General features: G+C 57.7%; 21 protein-coding genes and 1 tRNA gene. 6 read left to right on the plus strand and 16 right to left on the minus strand.

Features of this window, described 5'->3' with window-relative positions; genetic code table 11:
- Positions 1-98: 98 nt before the first annotated feature.
- The 12 genes from V9G17_10490 to ndhC form a co-directional block, all read right to left on the minus strand.
- Positions 99-1595, minus strand: coding sequence for an NADH-quinone oxidoreductase subunit N (locus tag V9G17_10490; GenBank protein MEI2753023.1), 1497 nt, complete (start codon positions 1593-1595; stop codon positions 99-101).
- Entirely contained in the window at positions 1592-3247 is a 1656-nt protein-coding gene (locus V9G17_10495) for an NADH-quinone oxidoreductase subunit M (GenBank protein MEI2753024.1), read from the minus strand. The genes V9G17_10490 and V9G17_10495 overlap by 4 nt, the downstream gene beginning before the upstream one ends.
- A gap of 4 nt (positions 3248-3251) precedes the next feature.
- Positions 3252-4811, minus strand: coding sequence for an NADH-quinone oxidoreductase subunit M (locus tag V9G17_10500; GenBank protein MEI2753025.1), 1560 nt, complete (start codon positions 4809-4811; stop codon positions 3252-3254).
- 24 nt (positions 4812-4835) lie between these two features.
- Positions 4836-6839 carry an NADH-quinone oxidoreductase subunit L gene (nuoL, locus tag V9G17_10505; protein MEI2753026.1) on the minus strand — a complete coding sequence of 668 codons (2004 nt, stop codon included), beginning with the start codon at positions 6837-6839 and terminating at the stop codon, positions 4836-4838.
- Between the two features lies 1 nt (position 6840).
- Positions 6841-7143: an NADH-quinone oxidoreductase subunit NuoK gene (nuoK, locus tag V9G17_10510; protein MEI2753027.1), complete on the minus strand. Its 303-nt coding sequence runs from the start codon at positions 7141-7143 to the stop codon at positions 6841-6843.
- Entirely contained in the window at positions 7140-7664 is a 525-nt protein-coding gene (locus V9G17_10515) for an NADH-quinone oxidoreductase subunit J (GenBank protein MEI2753028.1), read from the minus strand. The genes nuoK and V9G17_10515 overlap by 4 nt, the downstream gene beginning before the upstream one ends.
- 10 nt (positions 7665-7674) lie before the next feature.
- Positions 7675-8262, minus strand: coding sequence for an NADH-quinone oxidoreductase subunit NuoI (nuoI, locus tag V9G17_10520; GenBank protein MEI2753029.1), 588 nt, complete (start codon positions 8260-8262; stop codon positions 7675-7677).
- A 44-nt stretch (positions 8263-8306) separates the two neighbouring features.
- On the minus strand, positions 8307-11015 hold the full coding sequence (locus V9G17_10525) for a molybdopterin-dependent oxidoreductase (GenBank protein MEI2753030.1): 2709 nt from the start codon (positions 11013-11015) through the stop codon (positions 8307-8309).
- 80 nt (positions 11016-11095) lie between these two features.
- Positions 11096-12343 (minus strand): NADH dehydrogenase (quinone) subunit D, encoded by a 1248-nt coding sequence (nuoD, locus tag V9G17_10530; GenBank protein MEI2753031.1) that lies wholly within the window; start codon positions 12341-12343, stop codon positions 11096-11098.
- Between the two features lie 28 nt (positions 12344-12371).
- Positions 12372-12869 carry an NADH-quinone oxidoreductase subunit C gene (locus tag V9G17_10535; GenBank protein MEI2753032.1) on the minus strand — a complete coding sequence of 166 codons (498 nt, stop codon included), beginning with the start codon at positions 12867-12869 and terminating at the stop codon, positions 12372-12374.
- A gap of 18 nt (positions 12870-12887) precedes the next feature.
- Complete coding sequence (locus V9G17_10540; protein ID MEI2753033.1) at positions 12888-13415, minus strand: NADH-quinone oxidoreductase subunit B family protein; 528 nt, start codon at positions 13413-13415, stop codon at positions 12888-12890.
- Positions 13406-13789 (minus strand): NADH-quinone oxidoreductase subunit A, encoded by a 384-nt coding sequence (gene ndhC, locus V9G17_10545; protein MEI2753034.1) that lies wholly within the window; start codon positions 13787-13789, stop codon positions 13406-13408. The genes V9G17_10540 and ndhC overlap by 10 nt, the downstream gene beginning before the upstream one ends.
- Positions 13790-14358: 569 nt before the next feature.
- On the opposite strand from ndhC, the gene V9G17_10550 reads away from it, so the two are divergent.
- Both V9G17_10550 and priA read left to right on the plus strand, forming a co-directional pair.
- Entirely contained in the window at positions 14359-15918 is a 1560-nt protein-coding gene (locus V9G17_10550; protein MEI2753035.1) for an OmpA family protein, read from the plus strand.
- Between the two features lie 160 nt (positions 15919-16078).
- Complete coding sequence (priA, locus tag V9G17_10555) at positions 16079-18457, plus strand: primosomal protein N' (GenBank protein ID MEI2753036.1); 2379 nt, start codon at positions 16079-16081, stop codon at positions 18455-18457.
- Positions 18458-18465: 8 nt separating this feature from the next.
- Here the strand turns inward: priA and V9G17_10560 are convergent, their stop codons facing one another.
- From V9G17_10560 to V9G17_10575, 4 genes are all read right to left on the minus strand, one after another.
- Positions 18466-18903, minus strand: coding sequence for a hypothetical protein (locus tag V9G17_10560; protein MEI2753037.1), 438 nt, complete (start codon positions 18901-18903; stop codon positions 18466-18468).
- Positions 18904-19026: 123 nt separating this feature from the next.
- Positions 19027-19398 carry a response regulator gene (locus V9G17_10565; protein ID MEI2753038.1) on the minus strand — a complete coding sequence of 124 codons (372 nt, stop codon included), beginning with the start codon at positions 19396-19398 and terminating at the stop codon, positions 19027-19029.
- A 108-nt stretch (positions 19399-19506) separates the two neighbouring features.
- Positions 19507-21105 carry a PAS domain S-box protein gene (locus V9G17_10570; protein ID MEI2753039.1) on the minus strand — a complete coding sequence of 533 codons (1599 nt, stop codon included), beginning with the start codon at positions 21103-21105 and terminating at the stop codon, positions 19507-19509.
- 433 nt (positions 21106-21538) lie between these two features.
- Positions 21539-21622: transfer RNA gene (locus V9G17_10575), tRNA-Leu, on the minus strand.
- Between the two features lie 285 nt (positions 21623-21907).
- Here V9G17_10575 and V9G17_10580 point away from each other — a divergent pair.
- From V9G17_10580 to nagZ, 4 genes are all read left to right on the plus strand, one after another.
- Positions 21908-22543, plus strand: coding sequence for an HAD-IB family hydrolase (locus V9G17_10580; GenBank protein ID MEI2753040.1), 636 nt, complete (start codon positions 21908-21910; stop codon positions 22541-22543).
- Positions 22544-22594: 51 nt separating this feature from the next.
- Complete coding sequence (gene queE, locus V9G17_10585) at positions 22595-23233, plus strand: 7-carboxy-7-deazaguanine synthase QueE (GenBank protein ID MEI2753041.1); 639 nt, start codon at positions 22595-22597, stop codon at positions 23231-23233.
- Positions 23234-23314: 81 nt separating this feature from the next.
- Positions 23315-24835, plus strand: a complete 1521-nt coding sequence (locus tag V9G17_10590; protein ID MEI2753042.1) for a leucyl aminopeptidase — start codon at positions 23315-23317, stop codon at positions 24833-24835.
- Positions 24836-24879: 44 nt separating this feature from the next.
- Positions 24880-26031 carry a beta-N-acetylhexosaminidase gene (gene nagZ, locus V9G17_10595; protein MEI2753043.1) on the plus strand — a complete coding sequence of 384 codons (1152 nt, stop codon included), beginning with the start codon at positions 24880-24882 and terminating at the stop codon, positions 26029-26031.
- Positions 26032-26117 lie beyond the last annotated feature (86 nt).

Below are 26117 nucleotides of genomic sequence, written 5' to 3' on the forward strand. Positions count from 1 at the left end.
TGAGTAGCTGCTCAAAGAACTGCACGCTGCATTGTAGCAGAAGGTATTGATACGAGAAGGGTTTTGATCAAAATCGTGGAGCCGGTCCGGCGCTGCTCCTATCCACCGAATGGAGTCACGGGGGGCGTCAGGGAGGCAGCAGGGCCGAGGAGATTCGAAAACATCAAGGTGGCTGCCACGGCCCAGTCGAGGAACGGCTGTGGATAGATGCCGATCACAAGCGTTCCCGCGAGGCCGACATAAATCACGGCTCGCAGGGGGCCCGTGGTCTTGATGGGAGACGAATCGAGGGGTTCGTTGATGTACATCTTCTTGACGACAATCAGGTAGTAGTACATCGACACGACGATGTTGATCAGGCCTACCGTAATCAGGACGTAGAGGCCTTCCTTGATCGCTGCGACAAAGATATACAGTTTGCCGATGAAGCCGGCGAGTGGAGGTACACCGGCCAGGGACAACAAGAAAATCAACATCGCAAAAGCCAGAAAGGGAGAGCGCCGATTAAGGCCGCGATAGTCGTCGATTTCATCGCTGCCCACGGCGTTGCTGATCGCCATGATCACGGCGAAGGCGCCGAGGTTCGCAAAGAGGTAGGTCAGGAGGTAGAACAAAATGGAATCGGTCCCCATCTTGGTTCCGGCCGCGAGGCCAATCAGGACGTTGCCGACCTGCGCAATACCGGAATAGGCCAACAGGCGTTTCACATTGCGTTGCGCGATGGCCACGATGTTGCCATAGGTCATGGAGAGGATGGAGGCGGCTACAATCAGCAATGTCCAGGCCGGCTTGAAGGTCGCCAATGCCACGAGGAACAGGCGCAGCAGAATAGCAAAAGCGGCAACTTTTGGTGCGATCGACAGGAAGGCCGTCACGGGCGTCGGTGCCCCATGGTAGGTGTCCGGGATCCAGGAATGAAACGGCACGGCGCCGATCTTGAAGCCTAAGGCGGCAAAAATGAGCAGGAAGCCAATGATGAGACCGGTGGTCGGCGTGGCGCCGGTCATATCCGAAAAGACCAGTTTGCCTGTTTCGCCGTAGACCAGGCTGATGCCGTAGGCGAGCAAGCCGGCGGCAAAGACCCCGAGGATGAAAAACTTGAGGCCCGCCTCGTTGGACGCCATATCGTCGCGCAGATAGGACACGAGGACATAAAACCCGAATGTCGCGAACTCGAGGGTGACGAATAGCGACAGCAGATCGTTGGCTGAGGTCATGAACATCATGCCCAATGCCGACATGACGACGAGGAAGTAGTATTCGCCTCGGAAGAAAGAAAACCGGTGTACGTAATCGATCGAGAGCAGAATGACCAGGATTGTCGCAAGGAGAATCATGACCTTGAAGAAGATCGCCATCCGATCCAGCACGAACATCTTGCCGAACAGGGTGCCGGTTATACCGGTCATGTCAAACCAGGCGAGGCAGCCCAGTGTAATCATCAATCCTAGAATGCTGAGATAGGCCAGCTGCTCTTGTACGATTCGTTTGAATGAAAAGTCGACGATCAGGATGACGCAGAGCCAGGCCGTCAGAAAGAGCTCGGGCAGGAGGAGCAACAGATCGCTGACTGAGAGGGTCAGGGAAAAAGTCATCGCGGGCTCACCTTCGCAAGGGCTTCACGGGAAGCAGATAAGGGTACGGTCGGCGAGGTGGCATGTGGCATCTTCAGTGGGTGCTCCGCGACCGGGACGACCTTGGTGATGCGAGCGATTAAGGGATCTACCCCGGATCGGACGACGGAATACAGGTGTCCAGGGAAAATGCCAAAACTGATGCTGACGGTGATCATGATCAGTAAGGGCATGCGATCAATGACGGTCACGGCATCGTGCGAATGGCTGTATTTCTCGGCCATGGACCCATAGAACAGACCGCGCATCATTTTAAACAGATACGCCATGGTCAGCACGATACCCAGGACGGCAATGATTACCTGGAACGGGTATTTGTTCCAACTGCCGACGATGATCATCACTTCGGCAATAAAGTTCACGGTGCCGGGCATCCCGATCGACGCCATGCAGCCGATGACAAAGGCTGCGGAAATAAACGGCATCCGGTTGGAGAGGCCACCCAGCGAAGGAATGTCGCGGGTGTGGGTTTGATCGTAGACCCAGCCGGCCATCGCGAACAGCATTCCGGTGGCCATGGCGTGAGCGAACATATAGATGACGGCTCCGCTCAGGCTGATGTAGTCGAGCGCGGCCATTCCCAGGAAGACGTAACCCATGTGGCTGGAGCTGGAATAGCCGATGACGTATTTGGTGTCTTTCGCGTAATAGGCGACGAGTCCGCCGTAGATGATGCTGAAAATGCACAGTACTGCGGCAATGGGCATGAGTTCGCGGGTGGTCTCGGGCAGAATTTCGAAGGCGACTCGGATAATCGAGAAGTGCCCTAATTTCATCAGCACGCCCGCGTGTAACATGCTGGTGGCCGCCGGGGCCGCCGCGTGGCCGACAGGGGACCAGGAGTGCAGCGGCCAGATCGGAGCGATCGATGCAAAGCCGAAAAAGATCAAGAGCCAGATCAGCGTGGCGAGTGGGCCGGAGAAATGAGCCTGCTCGCGCAAGATCAGGATATCGAAGGTGTTGAGTCCTGAGAATTTGTAAATCAGGAGAATGCCCATCAAGGCCGCGACGGCGAACGCGGAGAGAAACAAGACCAACTTCATGGCCGCGTATTCTTTACTATTGGCGCCGAAATTGAAGATAAAACCGACCGAATCCCGCTGCTTGAGGCCTTCCGTGTCCGTCATTTCGAGATACTTCTTCGTGTGGCTCCCCCACATGCCTAAGAGGAGATACATGGGGATTACGGACATTTCGTAGAAGAAGTACAGAAAGAACAGATCCAGCGACATGAAGACGCCGATCGTTGCCGCGGCGAGAATCAAAATCCAGATGTAAAACTCTTTCACACGGTCTTTGATATGCCAGGACACGAAAATACCGGCGAAGAGGAGGATGCCGGAGGCCAGAACCAGCGGGGTGCCGATCCCATCGACCCCGAGATGGAGTGAAATGCCCAGCTGCCGTGACCACTCAATGCGTTGGATAAATTGAAAGCCGCCTTTCACCGGGTCGTAGGCATAAAAAAGATAGATCGATGCGATCAATGAGATGAAGGCCGAAGTGGCCGCAATGCCGCGGACCAGTGAAAGTTGGCGGTTGGAGACGAAGATCAGGGCCAGGGCCCCGACAAACGGCGCGAACAGAATAATGAGCAGCGTGTATTCAGCCATGGTCCTACTTCGCGGGCACGTGGATGACAGTGTCTACTGAGGCTACTTTTGCACGATCCAGTCGGTCGACGAGAGCCTGAATCGATCCATTCATCATTCTCAGGAACGGTGACGGGTATAGGCCGATCCACAAGATCATCACCGACAGCGACAGCGCGATCGTGATCTCCCGCATGTGGAGATCCTTGATCGTCGCGGAGACGTTCTTGCTGAGCGGGCCGAGCATGGCGCGCTCGTAATACCACAAGAAATAGGCCGCTCCGAAGATGACGCCGGTGACCGCCACTGCGCCATACCACCACTTGGCCTTGAAGGCGCCGAGGAGGATCAAGAATTCCCCAACGAATCCATTGGTCCCCGGGAGCCCGATGGAGGCCATGCCGATTAAGAGGAGGAAAGAGGCTAAGAGCGGTACCTGTTTCGCGAATCCTCCGAAGGAGGACAATTGGGAACTCTGTTGTCTGGTCGATAAGAAACCCGCCATGAAGAAAAGTCCGGCGGTGCTGAAGCCGAGGTTGATCATGGTCAGGAGACTCCCCTGGAGGCCTTGAAAATTGAGAGCAAAGAGTCCGACCACGACAAACCCAAGGTGGCTGATGCTGCTGAATGCGAGGAGGCGTTTGAAGTCTGATTGCACGAGGGCCACCACAGCCCCATAGATAATTGCCGCAAGGGCCAGCACCATGACGATGGAGACCACGCCTTCACTCTTCGACGCATCGGGAAGCAATGGGAAGGTAAAGCGCAGGAAGCCGTAGGTGCCCAGTTTCATGCCCGCTAACATGACGGCCATCCCGATGGGGCCTTCAACAAGGGCGTCAGGGAGCCAGGTGTGAAATGGGAAGACCGGCGCTTTGAAGGCTAGCCCCATGAACATGAGCCAGAAGATCAAGATCTGCTGGGAGAGCGGTATGGGGACCGAGAGTAACTCCAACAGGTCGAATGAGTAGACATGGTCGAGATGATGACTCACGGCCCATTGGTGATAGTTGATGTCCAGTAAGGCGATGCCGACTAACATGAAGACACTGCCCAGGAGCGTATAGAGAACATACTTGAGGGCTGCGTAATGGCGTTCCGCTCCTCCTCCCCACAACTTGATGAGGAAGTAGCTGGGGATGAGCATGAGTTCCCAGAACACGAAAAACAGAATGAGGTCGATCGACGTAAAAATGCCCATCGTGGTCGTCTCAAGGGCCAAGAGCGCCATGAAGTACAGGCGGATCTGATTGCGAACCGTATCCCAGGAGTAGATGACGACCAGCACGGTCAGAAACGCAGTCAGCCCGACGAAAAGCACACTAATGCCGTCGACCGCGAGATGATAGCCGATACCGAGAGCGGGCAGCCATCGCGCATGCTCGGCAAATTGCATGGCGGCGGAATCCGGCACAAAACGCACCAACACCAGGCAGGCCAGGGCCAATTCCACCAGGGTGATCCCTAAGGTAGTGGTTTTGATGAGATCTTCGTCTTCGATCAACCAAAGTACCGCCGCTCCGGCGAACGGGAGGAAGATCAGATACGAGAGGATCGGAAATCCAAAACTGAACTCTTCAAGCATCGTGTGTCCAGGAATTCTGCTGCGTCAGCGTGATAAATACCCGTTTGAACCGCTCCCGGTCCAAATTAAAAGAATGAGGTGCGCGAGAATAAAGAGGCCGGCCACAATAATGGCCGCATACTGGTGCACCATGCCGGTCTGAAGTCGTCGCCACGAGCGGGCCAGGAGGTGGTTCGCATAGCCGATGATGTTCAAGCCGGCGTAGACCACATATTTTTCCGTCCAGGTGATGGCCGCTGAACTCGCGTCCGTTCCTCGATCAATGGATCGAACGACCCCATCGATAATGGTTCGGTCAAACCAATCGCAGAATCTCCCGATCTGTTTGGTGGGTTCCACAAACAGGCGGTCATACAGTTCATCGACAAAGTATTTGTTGAGCAACGTCGTATAGACGCCGGGCAACCGTGCGGCCAGCGCATCTGCGGCGGTCGACGGGCCGCTATAAAAATAATGTGCCAGCCCCCAGCCCAAGAGTGCGATCGCGGTGGCCGTTCCCATCAGCCCGAGCATCAGCGCAGGTGGGGTGGCATGTTCCTCTCCTGCTACGCCTGCCACTGAGTGCAGGAAGTGGTGGAACCAGCCGTTTTCTGGCGGAACACCGGGGAAACCACCGATGACGGAGAGCGTGGCCAACACGACAAGGGGCGCGATCATCACCATGGGAGATTCGTGGACATGTTCGGCGGTGTGATGATCCAGGCGCGACGCTCCGTAGAACGTGAGATAGGTCAGGCGGAACATATAGAACGAGGTCATGAATGCGCCGACCGCCGCCATACCGTAGAGCAGATAATGGTGGTGGACGAAGGCATGTCCCATAATCTCGTCCTTACTCCAGAAGCCGGCTAAGGGCGGAATACCGGCGATCGCGAGGGTGCCGATCAGAAAGAGTGCGTGAGTCCAAGGAATTTTCGATTTCAGTGCGCCCATCTTCCGGATATCTTGCTCACCGGACAGCGCATGGATGACGGACCCCGCGGATAAGAAGAGGAGTGCCTTGAAAAACGCATGGGTCATGAGATGGAAGACCGCGGCGGTGTATGCGCCCAGACCACAACCGAGGAACATATATCCAAGCTGGCTGACCGTGGAATAGGCCAAGACTCGCTTGATGTCGGTCTGGACGAGGCCGATCGTGGCAGCGAAGAGCGCGGTCAGTCCGCCGATCCAGGCCACGGTTGTCATGGCGGTGGGTGATAGGTCAAAAATCGCATGATTACGAACGATCATATACACGCCGGCCGTGACCATGGTCGCCGCATGGATCAGGGCGCTGACCGGGGTCGGTCCTTCCATCGCATCGGGCAGCCACGTATAGAGCGGGAGTTGCGCGGATTTTCCGACGGCGCCGACCAAAAGACAGAGTGCGATCGCGGTGGCCATGTCAGGCGAGAGTTGCCCAACATTCTGCATGACCTGGGTATAGTCGAGGGTTTTGAAGTTGACAAAGATCAGGAAGATCGCCAACAGAAATCCAGCGTCTCCGATTCGGTTCACCACGAACGCCTTGGTGGCGGCCTTGGCGGCGGAGACCTTGTCGTAGTAGTAGCCGATCAGGAGATAGGAACAGAGGCCGACGCCTTCCCAGCCGATGAACAGGACGACATAGTTGTTGCCCATCACCAGCAGCAGCATCGAAACCATAAAGAGATTCATGTAGACGAAGAATCGGGTGAAACCGGATTCTCCGTGCATGTATCCCACCGAGTAGACGTGAATCAGGAAGCCGACGCCCGTAATGACCAGGAGCATGATGCAGGTCAGGGGATCGATCAAATAGGCAAGATTGATCGTGAGATCGCCGCCGAAGATCCATTTATAAACGACCACTTCACGAGCCGCCCCCGTTCGAAGGGTTTCCGTGAAGACGGCCAGCACACAGAGAAAGGACATCAGGACCGATCCCCAGGCGAAGCGGTGAGCTAGGTCATGGGAATAGCGGTGCCCGAAGAGCCCGTTCACAATGACGGCCATCAGCGGGAACAGGGGAATCAGTTTGACGATCAGATCAATAGAGTCGGACACGTTACCACTTTAATAAATTCATTTCGTCGACGTTGGTTGAAATCTTGCCGCGGAACACCACAATAATGATGGCGAGTCCGATGGCTGCTTCTCCCGCTGCAATGGCGATGATGAAGAGCGCCACGATTTGGCCCTGCATCGACTCCAGATAATGGGAAAAGGCGACCAGATTGATGGTGGCCGCATTCAACATGATTTCGACCGACATCAGCACAATAATAAAATTGCGACGGATCAAGACGCCGAGCAATCCCGTGGCAAATAACACCGCACTAACAGCTACATAGGCGGACAACGGAATCATGTGTCACGCCTCGTTTCAATGGACTTGGGGGTTTTCGCGAGGACGATCGCCCCGACGATGGCCCCGGTCAGGAACACGCCGATGATTTCGAATTGCAGCAAGTAGTCGCTGAACATTTTAATGCCGATGGCATGGGCATCCCCATTCATGAGAATCGCCGCCGTTGAGGCATCGCCCTTGGCCCCGTTGAAGGGTGACCCCACCAGCAGGAATAAGAGATAGGCCAGACCGATGGCTGCCGGCGCGAGGAGGTAGGGGGCCTTTGCGTGGAAATAGCGGTCGTCGGTCTTGAGGTTCAGCAACATCAGGACAAACAAATACAGGACCAAAATGGCACCGGCATAGACGATCACTTGGACCGCCCACAAAAATTCCGCGTTCAGCATGACGAACAGGCCTGAGACGTGAAGGAGCAGGGCCAGGAGCGCCAGACCGCATTGCACGGGATTCTTCAGTGCGACGGTGAGAATGCCGGCGACAATACTGACCACTGCGAAATACGCGAAAAACACGAAGGCCATAACGATACGTTCAGCTTAAATGTTTGGGTTGTGTCTGTGTGGGTTTGAGAACCGACTGCGGAAAGTAATAACGATACTCCCGGCTCTCGTCCGAATTTTTTTCTTGGTTATGGGTGTACAGATATTTCTTGGCGTCTTCGAGATGGCGTTCACCGATCTCGTAGAGTCGCTTTTTGTCGAAGAGGAGGGTGCGCTTGTCGTGGGTGGAGTATTCGTACATCTTGGTCATCGCCAACGCGTTGACGGGGCATGCCTCGACGCAGTATCCGCAAAACACGCACTTGGTGATGTCGATATAGAATTCGCTGGCATACCGTTGCAAGGGACGTTCAGGGTCTTCCTGGCTGATGACTTTGATGCAGCGGGACGGACAGGCTGCTTCGCAGAGGTCGCACCCTACACAACGGTCCCGCCCGTCCGCGTAACGAAGCAATCCTAATGCGCCGCGGTGGCCATCGGGGATCGTGCGTTGTTCGCGCGGGTATTGGAAGGTGATGGGGCGATGAAACATGTGCTTGAAAGTCACCTTCATGGCGTCCCAAATTTCATAGAACAACGCCGCCTGCAAAACTTTTTTGGTCAAGGCCCCGACACTCATTCCCACCACCTCTAACGACATCAAAAAGACGGACGAGCTTACTCTTACGCACCAACCTTTTCAATCTTTACACGCGTGGATTTGAAGTAGGGGACTCCCGTTACAGTATCGACTTCCACGGTCATCAGGTCTTTCACGGCCGGCTCGTTAAAATGCTCGGGGAAGAAGCACGATCCAGCCTGGATATCGGGGTCCGCTTTGACGCCGGCTTGCACGGAGCCCTGCTGAGACGTGAGGCGGATGGTGGATTGGTTGTTCAGGCCAAGCCGCTCCACATCGGCTGGATGCATTCGGATACGCCCATCGTTCGGTTCGATATTGATGAGCCCAGAGGCCTGCGTGGACATTTTTCCTGAATGATACAGTACTTGTCCGGTCCGCAAGATAAAGGGACCTGCGTTGTCGTGCGACGATGGATGTCCGTGCTGACTTCGATAGCGACTCGCTACTTCGGCAGCATAGCCATCCGACAGATAGGCGTCGGCTGAAGGGGAGATGCGTCGGGGCTGACCGAGATTGTAGTACCCCGGTAGCAGCTTCATGATTTCATTCTGCACGTCTTGCGGTGATTCGTAGGTCCAGTCGTATCCCAACCCGTTAGCCAGCGAAGTCATGATATGCCAATCAGGCAGGCTTTCCCCGACCTGATCCACGGCCTGCCGCACGCGCAAGACTTTTCCTTCCAGACTGGTGAAGGTGCCGTCCTTTTCCGCGTAGGTGGCGGCTGGGAGGACGACATGCGCCATCCGGCCTGTTTCCGTCAGGAAGGGATCTTGAACGATCAGCAGTTGGAGTTTTTCGAGCGCCCCCTTCACATCCATGGAGGCCGGCAAGGTCGCCAACGGATTCTCTCCGATGACATACAGTGCTTTAATCTGGCCGCTTTGAATACGAGCGAGAATCTCTAGGAAATGAGCCCCGCTTCCGCTGGCAGGAAGGGTCACATCCCAGGCTTTCCCAAAGCGTTCCCTTGCGCTGGGATCATCAAAGCGTGCCTGTCCAGGGAGGAACTCCGGTGCGACGCCCATATCTACTGCGCCCTGTTCATTGATTTCTTCTGTGACTGTGGTGACGCCGCTCCCGGGTTGGCCTAACTTGCCGGTCACCCAGGCGAGATCAATCAGCTTGAGAACATTCTGGTAGCCATTCGGTTGCCGGACGATGCCTTCGGCGCACAGCGCAATGGCCCGCGGGGCCTCTGCGAAGATCGCCGCGACTTCACGGATCTGTGCGGCGGCAATGCCGGTTTGTGCGGAGACCTGATCCATGGAGACGTGTGCCATGGCTTGCTTCAGGGCCGCATATGCCTGCGGGTGCTGTGTGGTGCTGGCCTCATCGATGAGATCCTGCTCGATCACGGATTTCACCAGCCCGTCGATTAAGAACGATTCGCTGCCTGGTTTGACCAGGAGGGGATGCGAGGCCAGTTGCGCGATATTGGTATTGGCCGAGTCGACGACAATGACCTGCGAATGATACACACGGATAGCTTCCTTGATGCGGACAGCCGTCAGCGGGTTGGTTTCCGTGATATTTGAGCCGATGACCAAGATAGCTTTGGCTTTGGTCAAATCTTCCCAGTCGTTGAGCGGACGGCCGACGCCGACCGCATGGCGAACGGCATGCACATAATTCATGTGGCCGTAGCGGGCACTGCTGTCGATCTGGTTGGTCCTGAGCCCGGCGCGCATGAGTTTTTGGAACAAATACAATTCTTCGTTCGTGCAACGCGCGGTAATCAGTCCGGCGATCGATTCCGGTCCGTGCTTCCGATGAATGTCGGACAACCGGTCGATCACCGTCTGCATGGCGTCGAGCCACGGTGCTTCCGTCAGCGTTTCGCCTGTGCGGACGAGGGGCTGCCGAAGTCGTTGCGCACTGTCGATGTACTGAAATCCAAACCGGCCGCGGACGCAAAGCCCCCCGTGTCCCTTGGCGGTTTCCGTCCGGTCGCCCCACTTATTTTTCCAGGAGAGCGGCGAAGTCACACGGACGACTTCGGTGTCCTTGGTTTCGAGATGCATCTGGCAGCCGTCGCCACAATAGTTGCATGTGGTCGTGGTTTTCTTCATCTGCCAAGGTTTGTAGAGATACTTGGAATATTTGTTCGTGATGGCGCCGACGGGGCACACCGCCAGGCAATCCCCGCAGAATTCACAGGCAAGGGGTTGGTCCCCTTTCGCCACGACCTGGTTGAATCCGCCCTTCTTCATGAACTGAAGCGCGTCGATCATCAGGACGTCTTTGCAGACGTTGATGCATTCGGCGCAGGCGATACAGCGATTCATGTTGAAGTCGAGGACGAGGCTGCGCGTGTCTTCGGGAATGAATTTTTGCTTCGCATTGGCGAGATTGGTCACACCATGCTGGAAGGCCATGTCCTGGAGTTCGCAATGGCCGTCTGCGTCGCAGACTGGGCAGTCTAGCGGGTGAACCGAGAGATGTTTTTCGACGGCTTTTTTTCGTGCCGCGAAGAGGTCATCGCCGTCTGTGCGGATCACCATGCCGGCTGCTGCCTTGGCAGTGCAGGAGCGGACCGGGGCTTTCTTGCCTTCCTGCATGACCAGGCACATCCCGCAGGATCCGAATGGATCAAAGGTATAGTGATAACACATAGCAGGAATAATCTTGCCTGTGCTGGCAATGACATCGTACAGCGAAACGCCGTCTTTGGCCGATACCGTCCGTCCGTCGATCGACAATTCGATCGTGGCCGCTTCGACGTCTGGATTGGTAGCTGGTTTCAAACCCATGAAGTTACCTCAAGTCAAAAGTGATGGGGCGAACGAATGACTCAGCGCCGCTCACTTTCTCCTTCGTGCTGTATCGGTCTTCATCGATCGCATTCTCCCATGACGATATCGTAGGTGCCGAAGATCGTCACGGCGTCCGCGATCATGTAGCCTTTCGACATATGATCGAATGCGCCCATATGGATAAACGACGGGGCGCGAATTTTCAGTCGGTACGGCTTCCCGCCGCCCGTGCTGACGATGTAGAAACCCAATTCGCCTTTATGCGCTTCCGTCCCGCAGTAGATTTCTCCGGGGGGTGCGTTAAACCCTTGCGAGAAGAGCTTGAACTGCTGAATCATGGATTCCAGGTTGGTGAACACACGTTCCTTCGGAGGAAGAGTCACGCTGGGCACGTCCGCCATGATCGGCCCGTCCTGGATCTGCTCAAGGCACTGGCGAATGATCTTGACGCTTTCGTAGAGCTCTTGCACACGAATCCAGTACCGGTCATAGGTGTCCCCATTCTTGCCGACCGGGACACTGAACTCACATTTGGGATAGGCGGAGTAGGGTTCGTATTTGCGAAGATCGTAATCAACGCCTGAACCGCGCAACGTCGGTCCGCTCAAGCCAAAGCTCAGCGCATCTTCGGCCGAAATCACAGCCACACCCTTGGTGCGCGCGAGCCAGATGCGGTTTGTTTCCAAAAAGATCACATATTCGTCGATCTTCGGCGGGAAGTAGTCGAGGAATTGTTTGAGTTTGGCAAACAAGGACGGCGTGAAATCGCGCTCCACGCCGCCGATACGGTACCAGCTTGTCGTGAGGCGAGCGCCGCACAGCTCATCAAACCAATCGAGTAGAATTTCACGGTCCCGGAAGCAATAGAAGAAGACCGTCATCGCTCCGATGTCGAGGGCCTGCGTACCGAGCCAGAACTGGTGGCCGATGATGCGCTGGATTTCCGCAACGATCGTCCGCAGGTACTCGGCGCGATCGGGCACGGTAATGTTCATCAGCTTTTCGACGGCGCGGCAGTACGCGAAGTTGTTGTACATCGCGCACACGTAATCAAGGCGGTCAGTGTGCGGAATGAACTGATGATACGTGCCCTCTTCGGCCAGTTTTTCCACGCCGCGGTGAAGAAATCCCATCACAGGGGTCGATTTGACCAACCGTTCGCCTTCCAGCTCGAGGATGACCTTCAACACGCCATGCGTGCTGGGATGCTGTGGCCCCATGTTGAGGAGCAGCTCTTCCGTTCGCAGTGTCGGAAGCGTGGCGTCTTCCGGATGCTCTGGATCGACTTTATAGACCGTCGTTCGTTGATCTTCGAACTGTGACATGATGGTTCAGTGGTCCAACATCGCCGCCCTACCGGGCCGGCTCATCCAAAAACTCAAACGTATCGCGCCATCCTTTCCCGCGGAGCGGGAAATCTTTGCGTAAGGGGTAGCCTTCTTCATACTCGTCGGGCATCAAAATGCGGCGAAGGTCGGGATGGTTCCGAAACCGGATACCCATCATGTCGTACACTTCGCGTTCCATGAAATCGGCCCCCTTCCAGATGTCGGTCAGGGAATCCACGATGCAATCCGACTCGGGAACCCGCGTTTTCAGTCTGATACGCTGCCGGGTACGAATCGAGTAGACCTCATAGACCACTTCGAAACGTTCTTCGTCATCCGGCCAATCGACTGAACTCACATGGACGATGTAGTCAAACCTCATGGACGGGTCGTCCCGCAAGAACTTGCCGATGTCATGCAAGGCCTCACGTTTGACGGTGACGGCAACATCCCCGCGCCACTCCACCACCTTGGTGCAGGCACCCGGAAAGGTGTCTTCGATGCGTTTGGCCAGTTGACTCATGCGGTTCGTTTCCGTCCGTCAGACCTTCAGTGCGTCTTTCACTTCTTTCGGCTGCGTGAGGAAGACACGCTTTTGCATGATGCGCTCTTGCAGTTTCAGAATGCCATCGAATAAGGCCTCCGGAGTCGGGGGGCAGCCGGGCACATAAATATCGACGGGCACAAAGCGATCTACTCCCTGCACGACGCTGTAGCTGTCATAAATGTTGCCTGACGTCGCGCAGGACCCCATGGCGATCACGTACTTCGGTTCTGGCATCTGGTCATAAATCTTGCGAATAACCGGCGCCATGCGTCGGCAGACGGTTCCAGCCACGATCATGAGGTCGGACTGACGGGGAGAGGCCCGAAACACTCCGGCACCATATCGATCCATGTCGTAACGGGACGAGACGGCGGCGATCATTTCAATGGCGCAGCAGGCCAATCCGAAGGTCATTGGCCACAAGGACCCCTTTCGAGCCCAATTCACGGCCTTTTCAACCGTCAAGGTGATGACATCGGGAGTGCCGTCTTTGTCGTGACCTCCCAGTTGAATTAATCCCATTCCAAAGCTCCTTTTCGCCAGGCATAGGCATAGGCGACGAGGAAAAGTCCGATGAAGATCAGCATCTCTATCAGCCCAATCAGGCCGATCTTGTTGAACACAATAGCCCAGGGATACAGAAAGATGACTTCGACGTCGAAAATCACAAACAACATCGCAAAGATGTAATAACGAACGGGAAACGGCATCCGGGCATCGGAAAACGGTTCAGATCCGCACTCATAAGTGGAGAGTTTTTCCGGTTCCGGGAACTTCGGTTGGACGAAGTAGCTGATGAGCAAGGTGCCTGCGCCGAACGCCAATGCGACGAACACAAACATCAGGATCGGAAAATATCGGCTTAGGTACTCTAAGAGGAGCTCGGAACCGGCCATTGGCTCGAACCTCAACAGGTTTGAGGGCTTATAGGGCTAATTAGGAGGTCGGAATCTTAGCCCCTGCCTATTTTTAATAGCAAGCGCACAAAGGACCTACGCGTCTAGTCCCGAAAGTCCTAGAATGTGAATACTGTCCAGCAGTTAGGGGTGCGCTAGATTATGCTCAGGAGCCGGGATCGTTTGTCTTTTTCCTGGGCAGTGTCGAGGTGGCGCCGGTGGACGCAGGGCGATTGGCAGTCCCTGTGTTCATTTTTTCAGCCGGGGTTCTCAAGGCGCTCGGCGGAGAATCGGCGGTGATATCCCATTCCGACTCCATCGGTGTGGCAGGTTGAACCTTCAATCTGCGGGGCATTTGAGTGTTGATGCGCCGCTTCTCTGTTCCCACACCATCCCTCAGCTATTGAGCCGCCGTGTTCTCGATACTCGCCGAGTTGTTACCTCGAAGAGAGGCTCACGATAACACCCGCATGGACCTGAATCAAACTGTCCCGCTCCCCTCCCGTTTCTTGACAACCCCCTGCTCTTTGCTAAGGTTGCTACAGATAACCCTCCTAGGTGTGATCAATATGAGGACATTACCCATGCGCGCCAGCCTGATCATCCTGTCTTGCAGTCTCGCCGCCGTGACGGCCATCCCCGCTCATGCCCAGAACGCTCAAAGCGTGCGTTTGGGTGAATCCGCCCTCACCTATGCGGCCGGGGCGATTCGGCAGGAGATGCCGATCGAGGGGGTCATCAATGTGATCACCGGAGATAATCAACTTTCCGGAAACCGGATGATGTTGGGCTGGTCCGGGACCGATACGCTCTACCTCAAATTGAAGAATCCCGGCGATGCGGCGCTCGGAGACCTCTACACCGTGTATCGGCGCTCGCGCAAAGTGTTTCACCCCATGACGAAACAGTATCTGGGCTATATCATCAATCGGGTCGGAGTGGTGAAAGTGATTCAGTTGGATTCGGCGTTGGTGGGTGTTCGAGTCGTTCGGTCCTACGGCCCGCTCTCCCCCGGTGACCCGGTCATGCGGTTTACGCCCCCTCCGGCCGAGGAGGTCGCGGAGTCCGTTGCAGATGCGGGTGAGATCGATGCCATGATCGTGGAGTTGCAGGCCGATAAGCATATGTCGCTCGTGGCGCAGGGAAATCTGGTGTATCTCGATAAAGGCACGGACGATGGCCTCCGCCCTGGGCGCCAGATGGAAGTTTTCCGCACCGGCGGCGGGCTTCCCGAGAGGAAAATCGGAGAAGTGAAGGTCCTGTCCACAGAACCTCATACGGCGACCGCGGTGTTGTCCAAGGCGACGGCCCGTGCCCTGATCGGCGACCGCCTTCGCTCCAAACATGCCTCGCCGGTTGTCGCCATGCCGGACGAGAACGGGGACGCGGATTTTCCAGCGACAGCGGTTCAACCGGTAAAAATCACGAAGCTGGAGAATGGTTCCGTGATGCCCAGCGAGTCCCGTTCGAGCAGCCGCCCCAAAGTCGAACGCACTCACGGAGGGACGAGGATCAGTCTCGAGGACCTGGCGGATCAGTTGGAGTATGAATCCGGCGAAGTGAGAGTCAAACCGGACGGTGTGCCGATTCTCGAGCAAGTGGCAGAGTACTTGAAGTCGACCGGGTCCTCTCAGCAGGTCCGGGTGGAAGGTCATTCCGACAACATGGAAATCGGCCCTTCGTTGAAAGGCGTCTTCCCGACCAATTGGGAATTGTCGAAGGCTCGTGCAGCCGAAGTGGTGCGGTATTTGGTTGAGAAGGGCGGCATGGATTCGGCGAAGTTGTCTGCCGTGGGGTATGGGGCGAGCCGTCCTGTTGCCGGCAATGGGAGCGAGGAAGGGCGCAAGAAGAATCGCCGCGTTGAGATTGTGCTCGACTCCACTACGGAAGGATCCGAGGCTCAGCCTGTGACGGCTCCGGTGAGTGAACGCGTCCCAGCGCCGGCTCAGGTTACGTATCACCAGATGGGCGCGTTGCCGTCTGCCGTCGCCGTGCCGTCGACTCCAGTACCTCCGGCCGGATCGAATCCAGTCGATGCCGCGAATGATCCGGCGGTGGCTCTTGCCGATGGGGCTCTGCCGGTCGCGCCCGCCGGAGATGCTGCAGCCCCGATCCCACCAGGCTTGTAGTGAGTGCCGGCGACTGGCCTTTTACGAAGAGGCCGGTCGCCAGGGTTTTCTCGGTTTTCCCTCCCCGTACAGCGCCTCCTGTTTCTGATCGGCCTCTCCCCAGTGCTCTCTTCACAAGGTCCATGATTGTTGCGCTCACCCGGTGTTGTTAGAATGCCGTATGTTCGAGCCACGGTTGCCTGCCACCCCAGCGGTGGCTTCTGCGTCTCCCGCTGTGTATGCCGATGTGGTACTCCCTCGCCGACTTCACCGTCCCTTTACCTATGTGATCCCGCCTGCGCTCAGGGGGCAGGTCGCCATCGGGCAATCCGTAATCGTGCCGTTCGGCTCCCAAGACCTTCATGGCCTCGTGACGGCGGTGCATGATCGGCTTCCACTCGGCGCGCCGGAGCAGGGGCTAAAAGCTGTCCGCTCGCTGGCACCAGCTTCCCCCGACTATCTACTCAGTCCCAGTCAACTCGATTTGAGCCGGTGGGTGGCAGACCGGTATGCCGCGTCATGGGGGCAATGTATTAAGCTTGTGCTGCCCTTCGCGGAGCAGGCCGCCCCCCGTTCATTGCGGTATCTGCCTACGGAGCAGGGCATGAGTAGTTCCCAGTCGCTCGATGAGTTCGGGGAAGTTGAAGTTCAGGTACTCACGCGACTCCGTCGTCGTCCCAAGGGCATTGCTGAGACCACCCTTACGCAGGGCGACAAACCCCGTGTCATGCGCGCGTTACAGGCACTGATTCGAAGAGGGCTTGTGATTCGATGTGATGATGCGATTGTCCCGAGAGTGTCTCGTCCAAAGAAGACTCCCTCCCAGGGGGCGGGGCAAGCGTGGCTTACGAGCGAGATGCTGGATGATGTGCCACCGTCTCCACCGGAAGCAGCCGCGTGGCCCGGTACGGTCGCTCAGGCGCTTTCGCAGGGGGCCTATGCCTCCGTCCTGGTTCAGGGGGCCCGCGTCACCAGGCTCTGGTGTCTTGTGCAGGCTGCTCAGGCTACCATCCGCCACCAACGACGCGTGTTGATTCTCACAGGTGATGTTGAGAATGCCGCACGACTGGCCGCAGCCTTGGCAGCCGCGGGAGAACGATCGCTGCTCTTGCATAGTGGCCTTTCGGCGCAGGCGCGCGCGGACGTATGGCAATCGGCACAGGAATCGTCCGCCACGATCCTGATCGGCACCCGCATGGCGGTGTTTGCGCCTTTGGAGCGATTGGGGTTGGTGTGGGTGGAGGGAGAGGATGATGCATCCCTGAAGGAGGAACAAGCGCCTCGGTACCATGCTCGTGAGGTGGCACGACGGCGCGCGGTCTGTGATCGAGCTCTGCTGGTGCTGGCTTCGAGCCATCCGTCGCTTGAGAGTTGGGCCGCGGTTCGGCAGGGGGAGATGACGGCCTGCGTCTATCGCAATCCGGTGAGTGCTCCGAGGGTGCAGGTCATCGATCTGAGAATGTACTCCAGGGAAACTCCCGCGGGAACCCTGTTGTCGCCACCGTTCTATGAGGGGATTCAGGACGCCCTGCGGCAGCAGGCCCTGGCGATTCTGTATCTCAACCGCAAAGGGTTCGCGAGCGTCTTGCATTGCGCGGATTGTGGCGCGATGCCGCAGTGTGACGCCTGTAGCGTCGCGCTGACATTTTTCCGGCGCAGCAATCATGTGCGGTGCCATTACTGCGGGCGAACGAAGCCCGTGCCGGATCATTGCGCGAAATGCCAGTCGCTCAAGCTGGAGCCGGTGGGGTCCGGTACGGAACGTATCGAGGAGGCTGTGCGTCGGAAGTTTCCTCAGGCGCGCGTGGGTCGCGTAGATAGCGAAACGATTCGTCGGCCTGCTGACGCACGGGCGTTCCGTCGGCTGCTTGCCGCTGGCGAATTAGACATCGTGATCGGTACCCAGATGTTATTCCGGTTTGGCCTTCAGGGGCGGGCCGCGTTTGTCGGGGTGCCGGATGCGGATGCCGGTTTGCATGTGCCGGATTTTCGCTCCGGGGAGCGCATGTACCATGGTCTCATGGATGCCGTGGAATTAGCCCGACCGGCTCATGCCGGAGGCGTGGTGATGATCCAGACCCGCCTAACGGATCACCATGCCATCGTGGCGGTGGCCACTGGCGACGATTCGGTGTTTCTTGAGCAGGAGCAGGCGTTTCGGCAGATGCTGCAGTATCCGCCGCTGACATCACTGGTGAGACTGGATGTGTCCGGGACGCTGGAATCGGTGGTAGCTCAGGCCGCTGGTCGTTGGGCGGCGTTACTGCGAACGGAGGTCGCGCGTGCAGGAAGGCGGGAGACTCACGTCGGCAATGGGGTGTCCTCGCCGCGGTGTTCCGTCGGTTCGGACGAAGAGGCGAATGCCATCATTATCTTGGGGCCGTCTCCGGCACCACATGCCATGGCGCGAGGCCGTTACTGTTGGCAGATTCTCATCAAGTCCCTCTCTCTTGCGACAGGCAGAGAAATAGTCGTGCGGACGCGTGAGGCGCTTGAGCGGGACTCACGACGAGGAGGGCTCCGCTTTGATATCGACGTCGATCCGATCGCCATGGCGTGACGCGAGTTTCAACGCCGCGCCCGTGCTTTTTTGCTCCGTGCCAAGGCTGGTTCTCTTCCTGGGGGAGGCGCCGGCGGGGTCTGTTGTTCTCGCAGACGCTTGAACAGTCCAAACGCGAAGGTGATCCAGAACACCGAGGTGAAGAGTCCGAAGAGCACTGCGTTCAGGATCGTTTCCATCTGTTCGTCGCTCGGCTGACTCCCTCCTGTCCGCATTCGAATCATGGTCACAATCGGCCAGGCCATGCTTTCGACGCCGAGCCCCAGGGTGGTCCAGGCCCAGATCGCCGTGATGCTCTGTCCCTGCCACCAGAGAAAGGCTGTCGCCGCAGCAGCCACGAGTAGCGCCCAGGTGGGCGTCACCTGCTCCCACATGACGACGATGCCGATTGCGACGACGATGCCGCCCAGTACCGCGTGTAGGTGCGGCGTCCACCATGTTTTCATGACCACCACTTTCTTTGATGAAGCGAAAACGGAAGCGGGCGTTAGTGTGCGGATCGATGTGCCGGAAGTCAATGTGACAGTGGCGAGGTCGGCTGATTGAGAAGCTGAAGAGGCGGGTGTGGGTCAGTGTGTAATTTCGGCTTGAACGGCATCCAGGAGTTGCTGCATTTCGAAGGGTTTCTGGAGCGTGCGGCGCGCGCCGAGCATACGGGCCACATCGAGGAAGTTTAAGATACCGATCATGTCGCTCCCGCCGGTGATGGCCATAATCTTGGCCTCGGGAAATTCACGACGGAGCGTCAAGATACTCTCAAGGCCATCCTGGTCGGGCATCAGGATATCCATGATGACGAGATCAGCCGGCGATTCGCGATAGTGGGACAGCCCTGCTTTGCCGTCGGCCGCTTCGCGGACATAAAAACCTGCCTGTTCGAGCGTGATGCGAATAAGGCGGCGAATCGCTTCTTCATCGTCCACGATCAAAACCGAAGGCATAACATTCCTCGCAGGAGTGTGGGCGTTCAAGCGTCCAGGGAATTTGGCGGTGCCCAAAAGAAGGCGCAAGCGGGGCGCTTCGACGCTCTCTTGAGTCGCTCAGTGAATTTACCGTTCTTTGTCAGGCTCAGCAAGAAATTCCTTCGGTTGCGAAAGGGGTGATGTCGTTCCACGCGCCGGTGCAGTGCCCAAGGCCGAATGGGACTGGGGCATGACGGGCAGATAGACTTCGGTTGTGGTGCCCTGACCGGCCGTGCTGGTGGCGCGAAGCGTTCCCCCATGCTCGCTGACGATGCGCTGTATCTCTGCGAACCCTGCTCGTGCCTGATCCCCCCCAGTGAGGCGCGTAGAAAGCGGGGTTGATGTCTGAGGTCGACTCCCAGGGGGGCTGCCGTCGTCGGTATCTGAGACCGTGAGGCGCACATATTGGCCTGAGGGGAGTGGGAGGTCGTGACCGGGCATCGAGGAGTCGAGGCGTATTGTCTCGAGGCGCACTTCCAAGACCCCGCCGTTGAGGGTCAGGGCTTGTTGTGCACGACCCAAGAGATCCAGGCAAAGTTGATGGATCTGGGTTGGGTCGGCAGAGATGAGGTTGGTGGCGCCAGAGACCCATTCGCGGAGGCTAATATTGTCCGGCAACTGCCCTCTGAGGATTCGCAGCGTTTCTTTGAGGAGGATGTCCAGGAAGAGTGGCTGTTTTGCGCCGTCCGGTTGGCGGCCAAACATGAGCATTTGTGTGACCAGGTCACGAGCCCGTTTCGACGCGAGGATGACCTGCTGAATATGCCCATGGACGCGACTGTCGGGCGCGAGTGACGGGAGGGCCAAGTCCGAGAACCCCATGATGGCGGTCAGGCAATTGTTAAACTCATGGGCCATGCCACCGGCCAACGTTGCCGCAGTCGCCAGCTTCTTGCCCCGATGCAGCTGCTCGACGATTTGGTTTTGTGCGGTGATATCGGTGACGAGTACCTGAATGGCCGGGTGTCCGTCGAATACCACGGGGGCGGCGACCAATTCGACATCGATGACCTGTCCATCGGATCGTAGAAACTGTCGGTTGTTGGGGAGTCTGGTGGTCACTTTCGCAAGGGGGAGATTTTGGAGGAACTCTTTCGGGAAGAAATCCGACAGTGGGTGGCCTTCGATCGCCTGGGCGGTTGCGAGTCCGAAGAGTCTGGTGCCGGCTTCATTGATGAAGAGGAGTGTGTCGTCTGCATGGACGAAGATCGCATGGGGCGACTGAAGCGCCAGCGTTCGGTACCGTTCCTCTGTGGTGTGCAGGGCGTCCAGTGCCAGTTGTCTGGGGGTAATGTCGCGCACGATACCGACGTAACCGCCGGAGGGGCCTTCCCCGGTGCGCAACGGGAAGGCTTCCGCCATGACCCAGCGTAACGACCCGTCCGGCCGGCGGAAGCGAAACTCCCGTGAAAAGCTCCGTTCGGCGCTGGTGGCGCCAGACCATTCGCTACAGATCGGGTCATGGTCTTCAGGTGCCAGCGCATTGCGCCAGCATTCCCCGGGCGTCGATGGGACAGGCAGTCCTGCGATGCGGCGCAGCCGGTCATTCAGGTATAGCGTGCGGCCTTCGGGATCCGAGAGAAAGATGCCGATGGATGCTTGACCGGACAGGGTTCGGACAAGGGCCTCAACGGTGCTGGAATCTCCCGATGGCGAGAGGGCCGTTGTTAGGTCTTGCGCAGTCACAGGTGCCTCCTTCGTCTGTTATCAGCGGATTGCATCCTCAGTGGGCATTCCCTCACCAAGAGTGGCTGCGAGAAGGTGGGCGGGACTGCTTCGACGGAACGTCCGTATGGTTTGCAGTGTTGCACTCACGATCCAGTGATTAGGCATGCACGTGGCCCATCATAGCACCAAGCCGGAGCAGGCGGTTAGAGATGATTGACAATTGGAAATGTAATTGGGCCCTAGTGGAATAGGGCCGTTTATCTGTGGCAGAGGAGTCATCGCAGAGCCGTCGATCCTGGCTGGTGGCCGCACAACAAGCCGGACGGCGTAGGGACCGGTCTGGGTGCATTCTGCCGGAAGGAAGAGGCGCCGTAAGATAGTACTGAAAGGAACGTGCTGGATCTGCGGGAGTTACTGAAGGACCGCCAGTTCGTCGAACGACTGCTGAGTTTGGTGCCGAAGGCGGGACTTGAACCCGCACGGCTTGCGCCACACGCCCCTCAAACGTGCGTGTCTGCCATTCCACCACTTCGGCAACCGAGAGTCTCTCCGTCGAAACATGAAGCGAGGTGCACGCCAGCTGGACGGCGATGAAACGCGCGTTCTCGCTACGCAGGCGCCAGGCCTCAGAGGAAGCGCATTATAGAAGTGGTCCAAAATGCTTGTCAATCAACTAGTTGTCCAGTAGAATTCACGCGTGCTGCGCGGACACGTCGCAGATCTTTCCTCATCAACAGCGATCAGCAGGCCGACAATCGAGATGACGCCTCTCTCTGTTTCACATGTTTCGCGCACGAGTCGGCAGACGGACATTGCTGCGTTGTTTGACGTCGACAACACGTTGCTTCCCGGACAGGCCAGCGAAGTTCGGTTTTTCCGTTTTCTCTGGAAGCGAGGTCTCGTCGGATGGCGCGAGCTTCTGGACAGTGTGGGCTGGGTGCTCCGTCAGGCGCCTGCAGTGTCATTGCACCCCCTACGGGAACGGAAACTGTATTTGGCCGGGAAGGCTGCGGCCGAAATCGAATCACTGGCTGAGGAATTCTGTCGTGCCGAGCTGTTTCCTCGTCTGTCCGCGCAAGGGCTCGCTCGAATGGACGAACACCGTCGGGCCGGGCATCATATCGTGCTGGTGACCGGATCCCTCGACTTCCTCATTGCTCCACTCGCCTCTTTGCTGGAGGTGCCGACCCTGCTGGCGGCCAGGCTGGAGCGGCAACAGCGCCGGTTTACGGGTCACGTGTGTGTCCCGCTTCCCTATGGTCCAGGAAAGCGTGAATTGATCGCCCGGCTGACGCAGGAATTGCGCATTGATCTGACACAATCGTTTGCCTATGGCGATAGTCCCGGGGATGTTGAGTTGCTCCACATGGTGGGGCATCCGTTGGTCGTGAATCCGATTCGCGGGATGGATCGCATCGCGCGGCGGAATGGATGGCCGGTGACGACGTGGAAATGAGTCCTCCGTATCATCCATCAGTGAGATGCTGAGTTGCCGGATCAATCGACGATGGTCAAGGTTACCGAAATCTTCCACAGCATCCAGGGCGAGTCTACCTATGCTGGCCGCCCCTGTGTATTCGTCCGCTTGACCGGTTGTCCGCTCCGGTGCACCTGGTGCGACACGGCCTATGCCTTCTACGGCGGTCGGGATCTGACGATCGACGACCTTGTCAATCAGGTCCGCGCCTTCGAGTGTGACCTTGTGGAAGTGACCGGGGGGGAACCGTTGAGCCAGACAGAATCGCTGCCCTTGCTGAGTCGCCTGTGTGACGAGGGGTTCGAGGTGCTGGTGGAAACCAGCGGGGCCATCGATACGGCCGGCGTCGATCGGCGTGTCCATGTGATTCTTGATGTCAAATGTCCCGGGAGCGGAATGACCGATCGCATGTGTTGGTCGAACCTCGAACGGCTTGCGCCTCAGGATGAAGTGAAATTTGTGATCAAGGATCGAGCGGACTATGAATGGGCGCGCGAGGTGGCGCGTCGTCACGATCTTCCGGCGCGGTGCACGGTGCTCATGAGTCCGGTGTTTGGTGAGGTGGAGGCGCGGCATTTGGCGGAGTGGGTACTGGCCGATAAACTGCCGGTGCGTTTCCAGCTCCAAATGCACAAATACATTTGGGCGCCGGACTTGCGTGGTGTTTGAGAGGGGCGTGATGCTTAGGGACGAGGCGGTCTGTGAACGGCTGATAATGAACGCTGAACGGCAAGAACCGGGGGAGGATTGATGAAGAAGATTCAAGTTCACGCACAGGTTGGACGGGCTGAGAACGAGGCGGCTGAGGTGCTGGTGTTGCTTCATTGCGAGGGGAGTTCCGATCTCGCGCAAGAAGCTGCCGCCATCGATGCTCAACTCGGGAGGCAGCTTGCCGCGTTGATTCAGCGCCGAGAATTCGAAGGGAAGTCCGGCGAAGGGTTGCTCGTCCATACCCAGGGCAAGGCCAAGGCAAAGCGGCTGTTGCTGGTTGGTTTGGGGAAGGAAAAAGATCTGCGTGTGGATGCGTTTCGCCAGGCCTTGGGTTCCGCGGTGAAACGTGTTCGCCAAGCCAAAGTCACGTCATTCGCCGTGGTGATGCCGGCCGCGCTCCTGGAGGAGATTCCCGTCCAGGATGTGGCGCAGGCCCTGGCCGAGGGCGCCATTCTCGGTGATTACCAATTCACCGCCTATCGTAGCGCCAACGGCACCAAGCCGATCGATGTCGAGCGTATGACGATCTACACGTCGCAAGCGGCCCTGCTTCCACAGATCACGGAAGGAATCCGGCGCGGCGTGGCGACGGCTGAAGCGACCGTTCTGGTGCGCGACTTGTGTAATCACCCGGCTAACGTGATGACGCCGACGCGCATCGTGCAGGAGGCCAAGGCGGTGGCCAAAGAACCCGGCGTGCGCCTAAAGGTGCTCGAACAGAAGGACATGGAACAACTCGGCATGGGTGCGTTGCTGGGTGTGGCGCGTGGCAGCCATGAGCCGCCGAAGTTCATCATCCTTGAATACAAGGGTGCTAAAGCGAAGAAGGGCGATCCTCCGGTGGTGTTGGTGGGAAAGACCATCACCTTTGATACCGGCGGTATTTCGCTCAAGCCGGCCGAGAACATGGAGCATATGAAGGCTGATATGACCGGCGGCGCCGAGGTGCTGGCGACGATGCGGGCTGCGGCAAGGCTCAAGCTCCCCCTCCACCTCGTTAGCATTCTGCCGGTGGCTGAAAATATGCCGGGCGGGCGCGCGATGCGGCCTGGGGATATCGTCACGACCCTCTCCGGCAAGACCGTCGAGGTGCAAAATACCGATGCCGAGGGACGGCTGATTCTGTCGGATGCGTTGGCGTATGCGACCCGCTACAAGCCGGCGGTGTTGATCGATATTGCGACTCTGACCGGCGCCTGTGTGGTGGCGCTTGGCCAATTCGCCATCGGGATGTTCGGGAATAACGATCCCTTAAAAGAGCAGGTCCGAAGCGCCGGGCAGCGTGCCGGTGAGCGTGTGTGGGAGATGCCGTTGTGGGAGGAGTATTTCGAGCAGCTGCGCAGCGACGTGGCGGATATGCGAAATATCGGCGGCCGGGGCGGAGGGATGATTACCGCGGCTCTGTTCCTGAGCAAGTTTGTCGGCGATTGCCCGTGGATCCACCTGGATATCGCGAGTACCGATTGGAGTGAACGTGAGCGGGCGTATGTGCCGAAGGGGCCGACCGGGATCGGCACACGTCTCCTGATTCAGTTCCTTCTGGACCGCACGTTGCCGTAGGGGCAGCTGCCTGCTTCTCACTCAGATCGTCACGGTAGGGGGTTATGACACTACGCGAGCAAATCGGTCAGCTGTTTATGATGGGGTTCACCGGGACCACGGTCACCAACGACCTAGCCTCGTTTCTGAAATCCTATACGCCGGGCGGCGTCATCTTTTTCCGGCGCAACCTCGAGTCGGTTCAACAAATTGTCGATCTGACCAATGGGCTGCAGAAACTGTCGCCCGCTCAGCCGCTGCTGATCGCGATTGATCAAGAGGGCGGTCGGGTGTCCCGGCTGCCGGCTGAGTTTACGATTTTTCCTCCCTGCGGGCAGTTGGGCCGGTGTAATTCCAGTGAGCTTGCCTACTCTGCTGCCGCTACCATTGCGAAAGAGTTGCGGGCTGTAGGTATCAACATGAACATGGCTCCGGTACTGGATGTGAACAGTAATCCGGAGAATCCCGTGATCGGCGATCGCGCGTTTGGCGACTCCCCCGATCTTGTCGGCGAGATGGGGTTGGCCACCATCGGAGGCCTGCAGGACAATAGGGTGGTCGCATGCGGGAAGCACTTTCCCGGCCATGGAGACACGGCGACGGATTCGCATAAAGAATTGCCTGTTGTGGATGCGGGCCTGCCGCGGTTACGCGACACCGAGTTCCCTCCTTTTCAGCAGGCCATTCGTTCTGGCGTGGCCAGCCTGATGACGGCCCATGTGTTGTACCGGGCGTTGGACCCAGAGGCGCCGGCGACTCTGTCCGCGGCGATCATCCAGCGCTTGCTGCGTGAGGAGTTTCGGTATGACGGGGTGGTCTTTACCGACGATCTGGAGATGCACGCCATCATCGATCACGATGGCATCGGCGAGGCGGCGGTCCGGTCGTTTGTGGCTGGCTGCGATGTGTTGTTGATCTGTAAGGATCAAGACCGTGTGATGGCGGCGATGCAGGCCATGGAGCGTGCTGTGAACGACGGTCGAATTACCCAGGAACGACTGGCGCAGTCACTGGCTCGCGTGGCAACCCTCAAGGCACAGTATCTTCATCCATATAAGCCGGTCACCATTTCCGATGCGCGACTGGTGGTGGGCTGTCGATCTCACCGGGTTCTGCTTGATTCGTGGCACAAGGCCTATGCGCGTCTTCCCAAACTGACGTCGGCTGATCCGCCGGAGCCGGTACCCTCTCATGATTCTCCGGTAACCCACGTGTAAGGGCTGTACGTTGATGTCATCCCGTCACCGGAGTCAGCCTTCGAAGGCTCCTCCGGTGGAGTCCCTGCTGGCTTTTCCGTCGGCGA

Origin of the sequence: Nitrospira sp. (genome assembly GCA_037045225.1) — a bacterium.
GTDB lineage: Bacteria > Nitrospirota > Nitrospiria > Nitrospirales > Nitrospiraceae > Nitrospira_A.

What these genes read in the sequence shown, in the direction of transcription:
- queE (MEI2753041.1), top strand. Translation starts at nt 22,595, where the DNA reads ATGGTCAAGGTTACCGAAATCTTCCACAGCATCCAGGGCGAGTCTACC.
- V9G17_10490 (MEI2753023.1), bottom strand. Translation starts at nt 1,595, where the DNA reads ATGACTTTTTCCCTGACCCTCTCAGTCAGCGATCTGTTGCTCCTCCTG.
- nuoI (MEI2753029.1), bottom strand. Translation starts at nt 8,262, where the DNA reads ATGAGTGTCGGGGCCTTGACCAAAAAAGTTTTGCAGGCGGCGTTGTTC.
- nuoD (MEI2753031.1), bottom strand. Translation starts at nt 12,343, where the DNA reads ATGTCACAGTTCGAAGATCAACGAACGACGGTCTATAAAGTCGATCCA.
- V9G17_10535 (MEI2753032.1), bottom strand. Translation starts at nt 12,869, where the DNA reads ATGAGTCAACTGGCCAAACGCATCGAAGACACCTTTCCGGGTGCCTGC.
- V9G17_10500 (MEI2753025.1), bottom strand. Translation starts at nt 4,811, where the DNA reads ATGCTTGAAGAGTTCAGTTTTGGATTTCCGATCCTCTCGTATCTGATC.
- V9G17_10550 (MEI2753035.1), top strand. Translation starts at nt 14,359, where the DNA reads ATGAGGACATTACCCATGCGCGCCAGCCTGATCATCCTGTCTTGCAGT.
- V9G17_10560 (MEI2753037.1), bottom strand. Translation starts at nt 18,903, where the DNA reads ATGAAAACATGGTGGACGCCGCACCTACACGCGGTACTGGGCGGCATC.
- nuoK (MEI2753027.1), bottom strand. Translation starts at nt 7,143, where the DNA reads ATGATTCCGTTGTCCGCCTATGTAGCTGTTAGTGCGGTGTTATTTGCC.
- V9G17_10590 (MEI2753042.1), top strand. Translation starts at nt 23,315, where the DNA reads ATGAAGAAGATTCAAGTTCACGCACAGGTTGGACGGGCTGAGAACGAG.
- V9G17_10565 (MEI2753038.1), bottom strand. Translation starts at nt 19,398, where the DNA reads ATGCCTTCGGTTTTGATCGTGGACGATGAAGAAGCGATTCGCCGCCTT.
- V9G17_10525 (MEI2753030.1), bottom strand. Translation starts at nt 11,015, where the DNA reads ATGGGTTTGAAACCAGCTACCAATCCAGACGTCGAAGCGGCCACGATC.
- nagZ (MEI2753043.1), top strand. Translation starts at nt 24,880, where the DNA reads ATGACACTACGCGAGCAAATCGGTCAGCTGTTTATGATGGGGTTCACC.
- priA (MEI2753036.1), top strand. Translation starts at nt 16,079, where the DNA reads ATGTTCGAGCCACGGTTGCCTGCCACCCCAGCGGTGGCTTCTGCGTCT.
- V9G17_10495 (MEI2753024.1), bottom strand. Translation starts at nt 3,247, where the DNA reads ATGGCTGAATACACGCTGCTCATTATTCTGTTCGCGCCGTTTGTCGGG.
- V9G17_10540 (MEI2753033.1), bottom strand. Translation starts at nt 13,415, where the DNA reads ATGGGATTAATTCAACTGGGAGGTCACGACAAAGACGGCACTCCCGAT.
- ndhC (MEI2753034.1), bottom strand. Translation starts at nt 13,789, where the DNA reads ATGGCCGGTTCCGAGCTCCTCTTAGAGTACCTAAGCCGATATTTTCCG.
- V9G17_10515 (MEI2753028.1), bottom strand. Translation starts at nt 7,664, where the DNA reads ATGGCCTTCGTGTTTTTCGCGTATTTCGCAGTGGTCAGTATTGTCGCC.